At 69.2% G+C, this 15,357-nt stretch carries 12 protein-coding genes and 1 pseudogene; 8 read left to right on the top strand and 5 right to left on the bottom strand.

From position 1 onward, the window contains the following. The first annotated feature begins 49 nt into the window (after positions 1 to 49). From trpC to U8D42_RS10815, 8 genes are all read left to right on the top strand, one after another. Positions 50 to 868, top strand: a complete 819-nt coding sequence (trpC, locus tag U8D42_RS10850; protein WP_085238565.1) for an indole-3-glycerol phosphate synthase TrpC — start codon at positions 50 to 52, stop codon at positions 866 to 868. A 17-nt stretch (positions 869 to 885) separates the two neighbouring features. Further along, positions 886 to 2,148, top strand: a complete 1,263-nt coding sequence (gene trpB / locus U8D42_RS10845) for a tryptophan synthase subunit beta (RefSeq protein WP_431523842.1) — start codon at positions 886 to 888, stop codon at positions 2,146 to 2,148. Next, positions 2,145 to 2,960 (top strand): tryptophan synthase subunit alpha, encoded by an 816-nt coding sequence (trpA, locus tag U8D42_RS10840; protein WP_322861074.1) that lies wholly within the window; start codon positions 2,145 to 2,147, stop codon positions 2,958 to 2,960. The genes trpB and trpA overlap by 4 nt, the downstream gene beginning before the upstream one ends. After that, complete coding sequence (locus tag U8D42_RS10835; protein WP_322861075.1) at positions 2,957 to 4,366, top strand: prolipoprotein diacylglyceryl transferase; 1,410 nt, start codon at positions 2,957 to 2,959, stop codon at positions 4,364 to 4,366. The genes trpA and U8D42_RS10835 overlap by 4 nt, the downstream gene beginning before the upstream one ends. Positions 4,367 to 4,414: 48 nt before the next feature. Then, the gene (locus tag U8D42_RS10830) at positions 4,415 to 4,852 is read left to right on the top strand and encodes a DUF2752 domain-containing protein (protein WP_085238569.1); all 438 of its coding nucleotides are present in this window, start codon (positions 4,415 to 4,417) and stop codon (positions 4,850 to 4,852) included. A 66-nt stretch (positions 4,853 to 4,918) separates the two neighbouring features. After that, positions 4,919 to 6,337, top strand: coding sequence for a pyruvate kinase (gene pyk, locus U8D42_RS10825; RefSeq protein WP_322861076.1), 1,419 nt, complete (start codon positions 4,919 to 4,921; stop codon positions 6,335 to 6,337). Positions 6,338 to 6,362: 25 nt separating this feature from the next. Further along, complete coding sequence (locus tag U8D42_RS10820; RefSeq protein WP_090421725.1) at positions 6,363 to 7,238, top strand: acyl-CoA thioesterase II; 876 nt, start codon at positions 6,363 to 6,365, stop codon at positions 7,236 to 7,238. A gap of 134 nt (positions 7,239 to 7,372) precedes the next feature. After that, positions 7,373 to 8,770, top strand: a complete 1,398-nt coding sequence (locus U8D42_RS10815; RefSeq protein ID WP_322861077.1) for a bifunctional lysylphosphatidylglycerol flippase/synthetase MprF — start codon at positions 7,373 to 7,375, stop codon at positions 8,768 to 8,770. Here the strand turns inward: U8D42_RS10815 and cydC are convergent. The 5 genes and pseudogenes from cydC to U8D42_RS10790 form a co-directional block, all read right to left on the bottom strand. Next, positions 8,683 to 10,418, bottom strand: a pseudogene (gene cydC / locus U8D42_RS10810) (thiol reductant ABC exporter subunit CydC). The gene U8D42_RS10815 and the pseudogene cydC sit on opposite strands and share 88 nt — an antisense overlap. Then, entirely contained in the window at positions 10,405 to 12,018 is a 1,614-nt protein-coding gene (cydD, locus tag U8D42_RS10805) for a thiol reductant ABC exporter subunit CydD (RefSeq protein ID WP_322861078.1), read from the bottom strand. Before cydD ends, cydC begins: the two are co-directional and overlap by 14 nt. An 80-nt stretch (positions 12,019 to 12,098) precedes the next feature. Continuing rightward, positions 12,099 to 13,139, bottom strand: a complete 1,041-nt coding sequence (gene cydB / locus U8D42_RS10800) for a cytochrome d ubiquinol oxidase subunit II (RefSeq protein WP_322861079.1) — start codon at positions 13,137 to 13,139, stop codon at positions 12,099 to 12,101. 35 nt (positions 13,140 to 13,174) lie between these two features. Beyond that, entirely contained in the window at positions 13,175 to 14,647 is a 1,473-nt protein-coding gene (locus tag U8D42_RS10795) for a cytochrome ubiquinol oxidase subunit I (RefSeq protein ID WP_322861080.1), read from the bottom strand. Between the two features lie 85 nt (positions 14,648 to 14,732). Beyond that, positions 14,733 to 15,329, bottom strand: a complete 597-nt coding sequence (locus U8D42_RS10790; protein WP_090421733.1) for an HdeD family acid-resistance protein — start codon at positions 15,327 to 15,329, stop codon at positions 14,733 to 14,735. Positions 15,330 to 15,357 lie beyond the last annotated feature (28 nt).

Below are 15,357 nucleotides of genomic sequence, written 5' to 3'. Positions count from 1 at the left end.
GTTGGCTGTGGGGTGACGATGGTTGACAGCGCGAAGGGAAGCAACAGGCATGAGTCCGGCTACCGTGCTTGACTCCATCCTCGAGGGAGTCCGGGCCGACGTCGCCGCGCGCGAAGCCCTCATCAGCTTGTCCGAGATCAAGGCCGCCGCTGCGGCCGCGCCTCCACCGCTTGACGTGATGGCCGCGCTGCGCGAGCCCGGCATCGGGGTCATCGCCGAAGTCAAGCGCGCCAGTCCCTCGGCGGGTTCCCTGGCCACCATTGCCGATCCGGCGAAACTGGCCCGCGCGTACGAGGGTGGCGGAGCCCGGATCATCAGCGTGCTGACCGAGGAGCGACGGTTCCGCGGGTCGCTCGACGACCTCGACGCGGTCCGGGCCGCCGTCTCGATACCGGTGTTGCGCAAAGACTTTGTGGTGCAGCCGTATCAGATCCACGAAGCGCGCGCGCACGGCGCCGACATGTTGTTGCTCATCGTTGCCGCGCTGGACCAGTCCGCGCTGGTGTCGATGCTCGACCGCACCGAATCGCTGGGCATGACGGCCCTTGTCGAGGTGCACACCGAGGAGGAGGCCGACCGCGCGCTGCAGGCGGGCGCCAACGTAATCGGCGTCAACGCACGCGATCTCGCGACGCTGGAAGTCGACCGCGATTGCTTTGCGCGCATCGCCCCCGGCCTGCCCAGCAAGGTGATCAGGATCGCCGAGTCCGGTGTCCGCGGCACAGGTGACCTGTTGGCGTATGCCGGCGCCGGCGCGGACGCCGTTCTGGTGGGCGAGGGTCTGGTCAAAAGCGGTGACCCGCGCGCGGCGGTCGCCGACCTGGTCACCGCGGGCACCCACCCGTCCTGTCCGAAGCCGTCTCGCTAGTCGTCAAGTCGCTGGTGATGGTCAACGTGTCCCGCCCGGACCTTCCCCGTCCGAGTGCAGCCGTCGCCGAACCCACCAGCCACGAACCCGATGCGGGAGGCCATTTCGGGGTTTACGGCGGCCGCTACGTCGCGGAGGCGTTGATGGCGGTGATCGAAGAGGTCACCGCTGCCTACGAGAAGGAACGCATCAACCCCGATTTCCTGGACACCCTGGACGATCTGCAGGCCAACTACGCCGGCCGCCCGTCCCCGCTGTATGAGGCCACCCGGCTGTCCGAGCACGCCGGCGCGGCACGCATCTTCCTCAAGCGAGAAGATCTGAACCACACCGGTTCTCACAAGATCAACAACGTGCTCGGTCAGGCGTTGCTGGCCAAGCGGATGGGCAAGACCCGGGTCATCGCCGAGACGGGCGCCGGCCAGCACGGCGTCGCCACCGCCACCGCATGCGCCTTGCTCGGCCTCGAATGTGTCATCTACATGGGCGCGGTGGACACCGCCCGCCAGGCGCTCAACGTGGCGCGGATGCGCCTGCTGGGCGCCGAGGTCGTCTCCGTGGAAAGCGGCTCGAAAACGCTCAAAGACGCCATCAACGAGGCGTTTCGTGACTGGGTGACCAACGCCGACCGCACCTATTACTGCTTCGGCACCGCCGCGGGGCCGCATCCGTTTCCGGCGATGGTGCGCGATTTTCAGCGCATCATCGGGCTCGAGGCGCGGGTGCAGATCCAGGCCCAGGCGGGCCGGTTGCCCGACGCGGTCGTGGCCTGTGTCGGCGGCGGATCCAACGCCATCGGCATCTTCCACCCGTTCATCGACGACGCGGGGGTGCGCCTGGTCGGCTTCGAGGCGGCCGGAGACGGTGTCGAAACCGGAAGGCACGCCGCGACATTCGCGGGCGGTTCGCCAGGCGCCTTCCAGGGGTCGTTCTCTTACCTGCTGCAGGACGAGGACGGCCAGACCATCGAATCGCATTCCATCTCAGCGGGTTTGGACTACCCGGGGGTGGGCCCCGAGCACGCGTACCTCAAGGAGACCGGGCGCGCCGAATACCGGCCGATCACCGACGCCGAGGCGATGGACGCGTTCGCGCTGCTGTGCCGCACCGAGGGGATCATCCCGGCGATCGAATCGGCGCACGCGGTCGCCGGCGCGGTCAAGCTCGGCCTCGAGCTGGGGCCGGGGGCCATTATCGTGGTGAACCTGTCGGGTCGCGGCGACAAGGACGTCGAGACGGCCGCGAAATGGTTCGGCCTGATGGGGCCCAGCGAACGATGAGCGTGGAACAGCGGCAAGCCAGCAGGCTCGGGCCGGTCTTCGACGCGTGCCGCGCGGAGGATCGCGCCGCGCTGATCGGTTACCTGCCCACCGGTTACCCCGACGTGCGGGCCTCGGTGGACGGAATGCTGGCCCTGGTCGAATCGGGTTGCGACATCATCGAAGTCGGTGTGCCCTACTCCGATCCCGGTATGGACGGGCCGACCATCGCACGCGCCACCGAGCTCGCGCTGCACGGGGGAGTGCGGGTTCGCGACACGCTGGCCGCCGTCGAGGCGATCAGTGCGGCCGGCGGCCGCGCGGTGGTGATGACCTATTGGAATCCGGTATTGCGGTACGGGGTGGACGCCTTCGCGCGTGATCTCGCGGCCGCCGGAGGCCACGGCCTGATCACACCGGACCTCATTCCCGACGAAGCCGGGCCGTGGCTGGCGGCAGCTGAGGAGCATCGGTTGGATCGCATTTTTCTGGTGGCGCCGTCCTCGACGCCGCAACGGTTGGCGATGACCGTCGAGGCATCGCGGGGATTCGTCTACGCTGCTTCCACGATGGGGGTGACGGGTGCGCGGGACGCGGTGTCGCAGGCCGCGCCCGAACTGGTGCGACGGGTAAAGGCCGTGTCGGACATCCCGGTCGGGGTCGGCCTGGGCGTGCGGTCGCGGGAGCAGGCGGCGCAGATCGCCAGCTACGCCGACGGTGTGATCGTCGGGTCCGCCCTGGTGTCGGCGCTGGGCGACGGCGGGTTGCCCGCGCTGCGCGCGCTCACCGGGGAACTGGCCGCCGGCGTTCGGCAGAGGGCGTCCGGCCGATGAGGACGTTGCCGACGTATTTCCCGAGCCCGCCCCAGGGTGTCTGGCACCTCGGGCCGCTGCCGATTCGCGCCTACGCGTTGTTCATCATCACCGGCATCGTCGCGGCCCTGCTGATCGGCGACCGGCGCTGGGAGGCGCGCGGCGGCCAGCGCGGGGTCATCTACGACATCGCCCTGTGGGTCGTGCCGTTCGGATTGGTGGGCGGTCGGCTCTATCACCTCGCCACCGACTGGCGGACCTATTGGGGTCCGGGCGGTGCCGGTTTGGGTGCGGCGGTGCGCATTTGGGACGGCGGCCTGGGCATCTGGGGCGCGGTGGCCCTCGGTGCCGTCGGCGGGTGGATCGGTTGCCGGCGTCACGGCATTCCGCTGCCCGCCTTCGCCGACGCGGTCGCCCCGGGCATCATCCTGGCGCAGGCCATCGGCCGGCTGGGGAACTATTTCAACCAGGAGCTCTACGGCCGGGAAACCACGCTGCCGTGGGGTCTGGAGATCTTCTACCGCCGAGACCCCTCGGGATACATCGACCCCCACTCTCTGGACGGTGTCTCCACGGGCCAGGTCGCACTCGTCGTGCAGCCGACGTTCCTCTACGAATTGATCTGGAACGTCCTGGTTTTCGCCTTCCTGATCTACGCCGACCGGCGGTTTGCGTTGGGGCACGGACGACTGTTCGCGCTGTATGTGGCCAGCTATTGCATCGGGCGCTTCGGTGTCGAACTGCTGCGCGACGACACCGCCACCCATATCGCGGGCATCCGGATCAATTCGTTCACATCGACTTTCGTGTTCATCGGCGCCGTGGTGTACATCATGGCGGCGCCGAAGGGACGCGAGGCGCCCGAGAGCCTGCGGGGCACCGATCACGTCGCCGGGGAAGCCCCGGCAGTAAAGCCGGCGGCCGCGTCGCCGCCCGTCGTCTCGGCCGCGGCGACGACTGCGGTGGTCGCGGCGGGTGCCGGCGGAGACGGCGCTGAGCCCGCCGAGTCGGCGGAAACGGGCGAGGCCGGTGACGCCGGCGAGCCGGAGACGGTCGAAGCGGAGGCGGCGGAAGAGCCCGCGGCCGAAGCCGAGGAAACCGAAGGCGAAGAACCCCAAGCCGAATCCGCGGAGCCCGCAGAGGCGGAGCCCGAAGCGGCTGACGAGGTCGAGCCCGAATCCGCGGAGCCCGAAGCGCCCGACGAGGTGGAGCCCGCAGAGGCGGAGCACGAAGAGCCCGAAGAGCCGAAAGCCGAGGCGGATGATCACCCCGAGCCCGAGCCCGAGCCCGAGCCCGAGCCCGAGCCCGAGCCCGAGCCCGAACCCGAACCAAAAGCTGAGCCCGAGCCCGAGCCGGCCGAAAGCGATTCGGCCGCCGAGCCGGAGAAGCCAAGCCGCGGCCGGTGGAGGCTGCGGAGGAACCGTTAGCGGGCACGACTTCCGGCCGCACACCGCGCGGTCTGGCATGCTGAACACGTGACGCAAACCGAATCCGCCGGACACGCGGTGGAACAGTGTCACGGACGGCGTCAGCACCGGTACGTCGCGGCCGGAACCGCCCTGGCGCTGGGGGGCGCGCTGGGCTACGTCGGGCTGGTCGACCCGCACAACCCGCATTCGGTGTATCCGCAGTGCCCCTTCAAATGGCTCACCGGCTGGAACTGCCCGTTCTGCGGTGGCCTGCGGATGACGCACGACCTGCTGCACGGCCACTTGGCCGCCGCCGTCAACGACAATCTTTTCCTGCTGATCGGCATCCCCCTGCTGGCCGGATGGCTGCTGATCCGCCGCGGCCGGGGCAAACCGGCGCCGTCGACGCCGGCCTGGCTGGCGATGACGCTGGCCGTCATCGCGTGGACGGTCGTGCGTAACCTGCCCGGCTTCCCGCTGTTTCCGGCGATTCAGAGTGGGTAACGCGCCCATCGCGCGAACACCGTTCGGTCGGACCGGGCTGCTCGCACGCGACTATGCTGTGTCGGCGTGAGTAGACGCGGGAAGATCGTCTGCACCCTTGGCCCTGCGACGAATTCGGATGAGATGATTCTGGCGCTGGTCGAGGCCGGAATGGACGTCGCCCGGTTGAACTTCAGTCACGGCGACTACTCCGACCACAAAGCCGCCTACGAGCGCGTGCGGGCCGCTTCGGACACCACCGGCCGCGCGGTCGGTGTGCTCGCCGACCTGCAGGGGCCGAAGATCCGGCTGGGGCGTTTCGCGACCGGGTCCACGTACTGGGCCGACGGCGAAACCGTGTGCATCACCGTCGCGGACTGCGAAGGCACCCACGACCGCGTGTCGACCACCTACAAGAATCTGGCCGCGGACGCGACGGTCGGGGACCGGGTGCTGGTCGACGACGGCAAGGTCGGCCTGGTCGTCGAGCGCATCGACGGCGGCGACGTCATCTGCACCGTCGAAGAGGGCGGCCCCGTCAGCAACAACAAGGGCATCTCGCTGCCCGGCATGAACGTGTCCGCACCGCCCTTGTCCGAGAAGGACATCGAGGACCTCACGTTCGCGCTGGACCTCGGTGTGGACCTGGTGGCACTGTCGTTCGTGCGCTCGCCGTCCGACGTCGAGTTGGTGCACGAGGTGATGGACCGGATCGGGCGGCGGGTGCCGGTGATCGCCAAGCTGGAAAAGCCGGAGGCCGTCGACAATCTGGAAGCGATCGTGCTGGCCTTCGACGCCATCATGGTGGCCCGCGGCGACCTCGGTGTCGAGCTGCCGCTCGAGGAGGTGCCGCTGGTGCAGAAGCGGGCCATCCAGATGGCCCGGGAGAACGCCAAACCCGTGATCGTGGCGACCCAGATGCTCGACTCCATGATCGAGAACTCGCGGCCCACGCGAGCCGAGGCCTCCGACGTCGCCAACGCTGTGCTCGACGGGGCCGACGCGGTGATGTTGTCCGGCGAGACGTCGGTGGGGAAGTACCCGCTGGCCGCCGTCCGGACCATGTCCCGGATCATCTGCGCCGTCGAGGACAATTCCACCGCCGCCCCCCCGCTGACGCACGTGCCGCGCACCAAGCGCGGGGTGATCTCGTACGCCGCCCGAGACATCGGCGAGCGGCTCGACGCCAAGGCGCTGGTCGCCTTCACCCAGTCCGGTGACACCGTCAAGCGGCTGGCGCGCCTGCATACCCCGCTGCCGCTGCTGGCCTTCACCGCATGGCCGGAGGTGCGCAGCCAGCTCGCCATGACCTGGGGCACCGAGACGTTCATCGTGCCGATGATGACGTCCACCGACGGCATGATCCGCCAGGTCGACCAGTCGCTGCTCGAGCTCGGCCGCTACAAGCGCGGTGACCTGGTGGTCATCGTCGCCGGCGCGCCACCTGGCACAGTGGGTTCGACCAACCTGATCCACGTGCACCGGATCGGGGAGGACGACGTTTAGCGCCCACACCCAAGGAGAGCCCGCGATCAGCACGAATTCTGATTTCGAGGAACTGCTGGCGACGCTCGACCTCAACCGCGTCACCGATGAGCTCTTCGTCGGGTCTCATCCCAGCAAGAACCCGATGCGGACCTTCGGTGGCCAGCTCATGGCCCAGTCCTTCGTCGCGAGCAGCCGCACGCTGGTCCGCGATGACCTGCCGCCCAGCGCGCTGTCGGTGCACTTCGTCAACGGGGGCGACACCGCCAAGGACATCGAGTTCCACGTCATCAAGCTGCGCGACGAGCGGCGCTTCGCCAATCGGCGCGTCGACGCCGTGCAGGACGGCGTCCTGTTGTCCTCGGCGATGGTCTCCTACATGGCCGGCGGCCGCGGCCTCGAACACGCCGTCGACCCGCCGCGGGTGGGCGAGCCGGAGACGCAGCCGCCGATCGGCGAGCTGCTCCGCGGCTACGAGGAGACCGTCCCGCACTTCGTCAACGCCCTGCAGCCGATCGAGTGGCGCTACACCAACGATCCGGCCTGGGTGATGCGCGAGAAGGGCGATCGGCTGCCGCACAATCGGGTGTGGATGAAGGCCGGCGGCGCCATGCCGGACGACCCGGTCCTGCACACCGCGACCATGGTGTACTCCTCGGACACCACCGTGCTGGACTCGGTGATCACCACCCACGGCCTGTCGTGGGGGTTCGACCGCATCTTCGCCGCCTCCGCCAACCATTCCATCTGGTTTCACCGGCAGGTCAACTTCGACGACTGGGTGCTGTATTCGACGTCGTCACCCGTGGCCGCGGATTCGCGTGGGCTGGGCACCGGTCACTTCTTCGATCGCTCCGGGCGGGTGCTCGCCACGGTGGTCCAGGAAGGGGTCCTGAAATACTTTCCGCCCGCCCGCCGATAGACAGGTCGGATACCCGCAGCACATCGCGCTGAATCCGGCCCGGCAGGGGCGGGGCCCGCGCGTAAATTTTCAGCAGCCGGGTATTCGGTGCGGAGGCGGCAATGCGCCGCCAGCCAGCGCATCGGGAGGTGGTTGTGAGCGGGCCCTTGGTCGACGTCTCAGCTAAGCCCCGCGCGCGCGAACGCGTCGTGGTCTCCGTCGATTCGCGGGCGGCCCGGCTCATCGGTGCGCTGGCCCTGCTCAGCGCCGCCTGCTGGCTGGGCGAGATCCTGGTCCGCCACCACCACCAGCCGTCGTGGCACTACGCCGATCGTTTGGCGTGGTCGCTGACGGTGCTCGTCGCGGTGACGTGGATCGCGCGCGGCATCTTCCTGGGCCGTCCCGTGACGGCGACGCACGCCGTCACCGCCGGCTTCTTCGTGCTGGCGGGGCTGGGCCTGCACGTGCTGGCCTTTGACCTGCTCGGCGACGTGGTGATCGCCGGCTCCGGCATGGTGCTGATGTGGCCGACGTCGTCGCGGCCGAATCCGGAGGATCTGCCCCGGGCCTGGAAGCTGATCCAGGCCACCAGGGACGATCCGCTGGCGCCGTTCGCGATGCAGACCGGCAAGAGCTACCACTTCACCGCGGACGACAGCGCCGCGCTGGCCTATCGGACGCGTATGGGCATCGCCGTGGTCGGCGGTGACCCGATCGGCGACGAGACCCGATTCCCCGAGCTGATCGCCGACTTCGCCGCCATCTGCCACACCCACGGCTGGCGGATCGCGGTGGTGGGGTGCGGCGAGCGGCGGCTCGACCTGTGGAACGACCCCGCGGTGATCGGGCAGTCGCTGCGCGCCGTCCCGATCGGGCGCGACGTGGTGATCGACGTCACCGGTTTCGACATGGTGGGCCGCAAGTTCCGCAACCTGCGCCAGGCGGTCAAGCGCTCGCACAACTGCGGCATCACCACCGAGATCGTCGGGGAGCAGGAACTCAATCGCGAGCAGCTGGCCGAGCTGACCGAGGTGGTGCGGGCGTCGAGCAAGGCGGCCCACACCGAGCGCGGATTCCACATGAACCTCGACGGGGTGCTAGAGGGCCGATTCCCCGGCATCCAGCTGATCGTCGCCAGGGACGCCTCGGGCAAGGTGCAGGGATTCCACCGCTACGCGACGGCCGGCGGCGGCAGCGACATCACCCTCGACGTGCCGTGGCGTCGGCGCGGGGCCCCCAACGGCATCGACGAGCGGCTCAGCGTCGACATGATCATGGCGGGCAAAGACAATGGCGCCCAACGCCTTTCCCTCGCCTTCGCGGCCTTCCCGGAAATCTTCGACGAGAAGAATCGCGGCCGCACCCAGCGCCTGTTCTACCGGTTGATCCATGTCCTCGACCCGTTGATCGCGCTCGAATCGCTGTACCGGTACGTGCGCAAGTTCCACGCGCTGCACGCCCGGCGCTACGCGCTGGTTTCGATGACGCAGATCCCCACGTTGCTGATCGTGTTGCTGTCGCTGGAATTCATGCCCCGCCGGCGACACCTCTGAGCGCGTCGACGCGCAGTTCGGGGCAGTCCATGTCGCCGGGCAGATGGTGGGTGGCCACCACCACGGTCCGGTGGGCGGCCATCAGCGCCGAGCCGGGCCCCAGCAGGTCGCGCAGAATCGATTCCGCGTCGGCCGCGTCCAGGTGTTCGGTGGGCTCGTCGAGCAGCACGATCCGGGCGGGTGCGAGCACCGCCCGCGCCAGCAGCAGCCTCCGGCGCTGACCGCCCGAAAGCGCCTGCGCGCCACCGGTCAACACCGTCGACAGGCCCTCGGGCAAACCCGCGAGCCAGGCGCCGAGCCCGACCGCCTCCAGCGCGCCCTCCAGTTCGGCGTCCCCGCAGTCGCCGCGGGCGACCAGCAGGTTGTCCCGGACGGTGGTGGCGAAGACGTGCGCGTCCTCGGCGAAAAAGCCGACCGCGCCGCGTAAGTCCGCTTCCCGGAAGTCGGTCAGGTCGGTGCCGCCGAGGGTCACCCGTCCCTCCAGTGGGGGCAGCAGCCCGGCCAGGGTCATCAACAGCGTGGTCTTGCCGGACCCGCTGGACCCGGTCAAAGCCAGCCGGGCACCGGGCGGCAGGTCGAGCGTGATGCGGTTGGAGCGGGCGGCCCCGGCGTGCCCGGCCCGGATGTCGGCCGACAGCGCGCCGGTGGGATTCGGCGTCGGCGCGGCCACGGCCGATTCCGGCCGGGGCGGGCGATCGTTCGCCGTCAGGTCGAGCAGCCGGCGCGCGGCGATCCGCGACCGCGTCAACTGGATGGCGGCGGCCGGTAGCGGGGTCATGGCCTCGAATGCGGACAGCGGCAACAACATCAGGATGGCCAGCGTGGTGGGGGCGACCGTGGGGGCCAACCCGATGCCGGCGACCACCGCGCCGAGCACGCTGGCCCCGATGGCCGCGGTGGGCGCGGCCTCGGCGAGGGCGGCCGGCCGGGCGGCGGCGTCCAGGGCGGCGCCCCACGCGCGTTGACGGCGCTGCGATTCGGCGATGACCCGCGGCAGCAGGCCGGCGACGCGGAGCTCGGGCGCGTGTTCCAGCGCGATCATCGCCGAGGTGTCGCGCTGGGAATGATGCTGGCGCGCAAGGCTTTCCTGGCTCGCGGCGGCCTTGCCCGCGAGACGAGGTGCGACGAGGCCCGCGACCAGCAGGCAGACCGCCAGCACCGCCGCGGCCGGCAGCGAGATGGCCGCGATCACCGCGGTCGCCGCGATGGCCAGCACCGCCGCGACACCCATCGGGACCACGGCACGCACCAGCACGTTGGCCAGTTCTTCGACGTCGGAACCCACGCGGGTGACCAGCTCGCCGCTGTGCAGACGAACGGCCGCCGCCGCGGGCCCCTCGGCCAGCCGCTGGTAGATCCCCGCCCGGGCGGTGCCGGCCGCGCGCAGCGCGGTGTCGTGGGTGACCAGCCTCTCGCAGTAGTGCAACACCCCCCGCGAGATCGCGAACGCGCGCACCGCGACGGCCGCGACCGACAGGTCCAGCACCGGCGGCATCTGCCAGGCCCGGGTGATGAGCCACGCCGACACACCGGCCAGCGCCAGCGCGCTGCCCAGTGACAGCACGCCCAGCGCGATGGCCGCCGCGATGCGGGGGAGTCGCGGCCGCAGCAGGGGCGCGGCCGCCAGCAGCGGATCAGACCGGGGCATAACGCGCCCCACTGTCGGCGACCACTTCGACCACCCGGTCACCGATGGCCAGAACGGATTCGCGGTGCCCGACGACCACGACGGTCGCACCCGCCCGGGCGCGTTCCACGATCGCCCGCAGCACGCGTTGCTCGGCCCTGGGGTCCAGGTGGGCGGTGGGCTCGTCGAGCAACAGCACGGCCGCCGTCGATCCGAGTGCGCGGGCCAGGCCGAGCCGTTGCCGCTGTCCCAGTGACAGGCCGACGCCGCCGCGGCCGAGCACGGTGTCCAGCCCGTCGGGCAGGTCGCCCAGCACCGTATCGAAACCGGATGCCGCGCAGGCTGTTTCGAGGTCATCGAGCTCGCCGAAGAGCACCAGGTTGTCCCGGACGGTGCCCGGAACGAGCGCCGGGCGCTGCGGTAGCCACGACAGCTGGCGCCACCACGCGCCGGGCTCCAGGTCGGCGACGTCGACTCCGCCCACGGTCACCCGGCCGCACGACGGCGCGGTGACCCCGATGATCGCCTGCAGGGTCGTGGTCTTGCCCGCGCCGTTGCGTCCGGTCAGCACCGTCACCGCGCCCGGTGCGATGACCGCGGTGAGGTCGCGGGGTGCGTGGCCGTCGCGGCCGGCGACGCTGAGTTCGTCGAGGCGGATCTCCGCGCCCCGGGCGGCGACCGTCTGGCCCTGGGGATTCGGGGGCGCCGGATCGCCGATGAGGGCGAAGGCCTTGTCGGCGGCGGTCCGTCCGTCCTGCGCGGCATGGAATTCCACGCCGATCCGGCGCAGCGGCCAGTAGACGTCGGGCGCCAGCAACAGCACCGTGAGGCCCGTCGCCAGCGTCATCTCGCCGAACACCAGCCGGAATCCGATCCCCACTGCGATCAGCGCCACGCCCAGCGTCGCGAGCAATTCCAGCACCAGCGCGGACAGGAAGGCGATCCGAAGCGTCGCCATCGCCGAGCGGCGGTGCGCGGCGGCCAGTTCGGCGATCCGGCGTTCCGGGCCCCGGACGCGCCCCAGCGCCCGCAGCGTGGGGATGCCGGCGATGAGGTCGAGCAGTCGCCCCTGCAGCGTCGTCATGGCGGCCAGGGCGGCCGCGGACCGGTCGGCGGTCGCCAGGCCGATGAGCACCATGAAGATCGGTATGAGCGGCAGGGTGATGGCCACGATCACCGTCGACCTCAGGTCGTAGAACGCGATGACGGCGACGGTCGCCGGAGTCAGGATCCCGGCGAGCAGCAACGTGGGAAGGTAGCCGGTGAAATAGGGCCGCAGGCCGTCCAGACCCCGGGTGACCACCACCGCGGCCTCGTCGCGTTGGGCGGCGAGGTCAGCCGGCTGGCGGGCCGTCACCGCGGTCAGCACCTGACCGGACAAATCGGCGATGACCGCGCTCGCGCCCCGCTGGCCCAGCCGGGCCTGAAGCCAATGCGCGAGCGTGCGAACGGCCCACAGCGCCAACAGGATCGACAGCGGCCCCAGCCAGGCCCGCAGGCTGTGCGACGAGTGATCGCGCACGGCGCGGGCAACGACGCCCGCCAGCACGATCGCCGAGCCGATCGCGCAGGCGGAGATCACCACTCCGCAGCAGACCGTCGCCCCCAGGTAGCGGCGCAACGCGCTCGACGCCCGCCACAGTCGCGGGTCCAGGGGGCCCCGCGACCCTGATCGTGATGCGGGCGGCGAGTCCGTTGCGCTCAGGACACACGCCTCGCCAGGCCGATGGACGGCGGAATCCGATCCGCCGAGATCCGTTGCCGGAACACCCAGTACGTCCACGCCTGGTACACGACCGTCAGCGGGGCCATGAACGCGGTCACCCACGTCATGACCTTGAGGGTGTAGGGCGTCGACGAGGCGTTGTGGATCGTCAGGCTCCACTGCGGGTTCAGCGTCGAGGGCACCAGGTTCGGGTACAGCGCGCCGAACAGCAAGACCACCACCGACCCGACGACGATCGCCGTGCACGCGAACGCCCAGCCGTCGGACACTCGCCGCCACACCAGCAGCACGGCCGCCAGCTGCGCCACCACGGCGAGCCCGAGCACCAGCCAGGTCCAGTCCTTGCCGTGCGCCAGTTGCGTCCAGATGCCGAAGGCCGCAACCAGTCCGGTCACCGGAAGCGACAGCCACACCGCCAGCCGGTGCGCGTCGTCGCGGCTGGCGCCGGAGGTCTTCAGAGAGATGAAGACCGCGCCGTAGAACAGGAACAGCCCGGCGGTGGCCAAGCCGCCCAGCAGTGTGTAGGCGTTGAGCACGTCGGTGATCGACAGGTGGACCTGACCGGCCCCGTCCACCGGCAGCCCGCGTACCAGGATGGCGAACGCCACGCCCCACAACACCGCGGGCAGCCAGGAACCGGCGGCGAGGCCGAAATCGGCCCAGCCCCGCCACTTCGTGTCGTCGACCTTGCCGCGCCACTCGATGGCCACGGAGCGCAGGATCATCCCCAACAGGATGGCCAGCAGCGGCAGGTACAGCGTGGAGAACACGGTGGCATACCAGCCGGGGAAGGCGGCGAACATGGCCGCGCCGCCCACGATCAGCCACACCTCATTGCCGTCCCAGACGGGGCCGATGGTGTTCAGCGCCGTCCGCCGGATCGGTTCGGGCTCACCGATGCCGACGCGCGCAAGGGGTTCCATCAACATGCCGACGCCGAAGTCGAAGCCTTCCAGGACGAAGAAACCGACGAACAGCAATCCGATAATGCCGAACCACAACTGCTGCAGTCCCATCGGTCAGCTCCTTTCTGCAGTTCGTGAGCCGGGGCCTAGTAGGCGAACGAAAGCGGCGCCACTTCTTCCTCGCCGGGGGCCGGCGGTGGGGCCGGTTCGGCGTCGTGTTCCTGCGGCCCTTCGGCGATGTACCGCTTGAGCAGCCAGAACCAGATGACCGCCAGCACCGCATACACGAGCGTGAACGTCACCAGGGAGGTGATGACCATGCCCGGCACGTGCTGCGAGACGGCCTCGTGCACGGTGAACCGAACCTGTTGGTCGCCGGTGGGATTCGGCGCGACGATCCAGGGTTGGCGCCCCATTTCGGTGAACACCCACCCGGAGATGTTCCCCAGGAACGGTGTGGGAATCGTCAGTAGCGCCAGCCAGGAGAACCATCGCTGGTCGGGCACCCGCCCGCCGCGGGTGAGCCACAGCGCCGCGAGCGCGAACAAGACCGGAATGGCCAGGAACCCGATCATCGCGCGGAACGACCAGTAGGTGACGAACAGGTTGGGCCGGTAGTCGTTCGGTCCGAAGCGCTGTTCGTAGTCGTGCTGGATGTCGCGCACGCCCTGCAACGTGACGTCGCTGATGCGGCCCTCGGCGAGGAACGGCAGCACGTAGGGCACCTGTATGACACCTCTGACCCCGTCACAGTTGTTGTGCCGGCCCACCGTCAGGATGGAGAAGTCCGGGTCGGTTTGGGTGTCGCACAGTGTCTCGGCCGACGCCATCTTCATCGGCTGCTGAACGAACATCAGCTTGCCCTGGCGGTCGCCGGTGAAGAACAGGCCGACGGCCGCGAGCAGCACCACCCAGCAGCCCAGGATGGCGGCCGGGCGAAACATGGTGCGGGCGTCCGATTCTGCGGCGGGGGCGGCCGTCTCCGCCCGGCGGGAGCGGACCAAAAACCACGCGCTGACGGCCGCGACGAACGTCCCGGCGGTCAGCAACGCGCCGCCGACCGTGTGGGTAAACGCCCACCGCGCAGTGTTGTTGCCGAGCAGCGCGGTGATGCTGTCCAGCTCGGCGCGATGCGTCACCGGGTTGTAGTGCGCGCCGACCGGATGCTGCATGAACGAGTTCGCCACGATGATGAAGAACGCGGACATGTTGACACCGATCGCGACGATCCAGATGCAGGCCAGGTGGATCAGCTTCGGCAGCCGATCCCAGCCGAATATCCACAACCCGATGAACGTGGACTCGAAGAAGAAGGCGAACAAGCCCTCCATGGCCAGCGGCGCGCCGAAGATATCGCCGACGAACCGCGAGTACTCACTCCAGTTCATGCCGAACTGGAATTCCTGGACGATCCCCGTCGCCACACCGATGGCGAAGTTGATCAAGAACAGCTTTCCGAAGAACTTGGTGAGGCGATACCACGCGGTGTTGCCGGTGGCCACCCACACCGTCTGCATGACGGCGAGCAGGGGTGCCAGACCGATCGTGAGCGGCACGAAGATGAAGTGGTAGACGGTGGTGATACCGAACTGCCACCGTGAAAGGTCGACGACATTCATCTGTCACTCCCAGAACTACGTAGCCACACTGGCGGCTACTACGCAGTGTAGTAGAAGGGTCAGGGGGGCGGGACCGGGGGCGGCGTCAGCCGGTCAGGGTCTTGGAGGCCTTGCGGATGCTGAAGGACGACACGATTTCGAAGATGCCGAGAACCACGAACCAGACTCCGACCACGAGCGCCAGCGTCACAATGGATTCCAGCGGCGACGCGAGGACGACGATGCCCGCGAGCAGGCTGATCACTCCGATGAAGATCGCCCATCCCCGACCCGGCAAAAGCGGATCCTGAATGGCCGAAATCGTCGTGCCCACCCCGCGAAAGATGAATCCGATCCCAATCCAGATGGCCAACAACAGGATTGCGTAACCCTGACCGAAATGGCGAAACGCCAACAATGCCAGGATGAGTGACGCGGCGCCGCTGATGAACAACAGGATCCGGCTTCCCGCCGAGACATGCAGGCTGAACGCGAAGAACACCTGTGCGGCGCCGGTGATCAACAGGTAAACGCCGAAGGCGACAGCGGCGACCACAATGGATATTCCGGGCCACGCCAGCACCAGCACGCCGAGGGCCAGCGACAGAATTCCCGATAACAGGGTCGATTTCCACAGATGCGGCAACAGACTTGGAGCGGGGAGAGATCCAGGTGTGGTTTGCATGGCCGCAGTCTGACACAAACACCGGCCTTGGTATAGGGCACTTTGG

The organism is Mycobacterium europaeum, from assembly GCF_034555895.2.
GTDB classification, from domain to species: domain Bacteria; phylum Actinomycetota; class Actinomycetes; order Mycobacteriales; family Mycobacteriaceae; genus Mycobacterium; species Mycobacterium europaeum.
The sequence above is the reverse complement of the archived record's forward strand: the minus strand, read 5'-3'. Positions and strand labels throughout refer to the sequence as shown.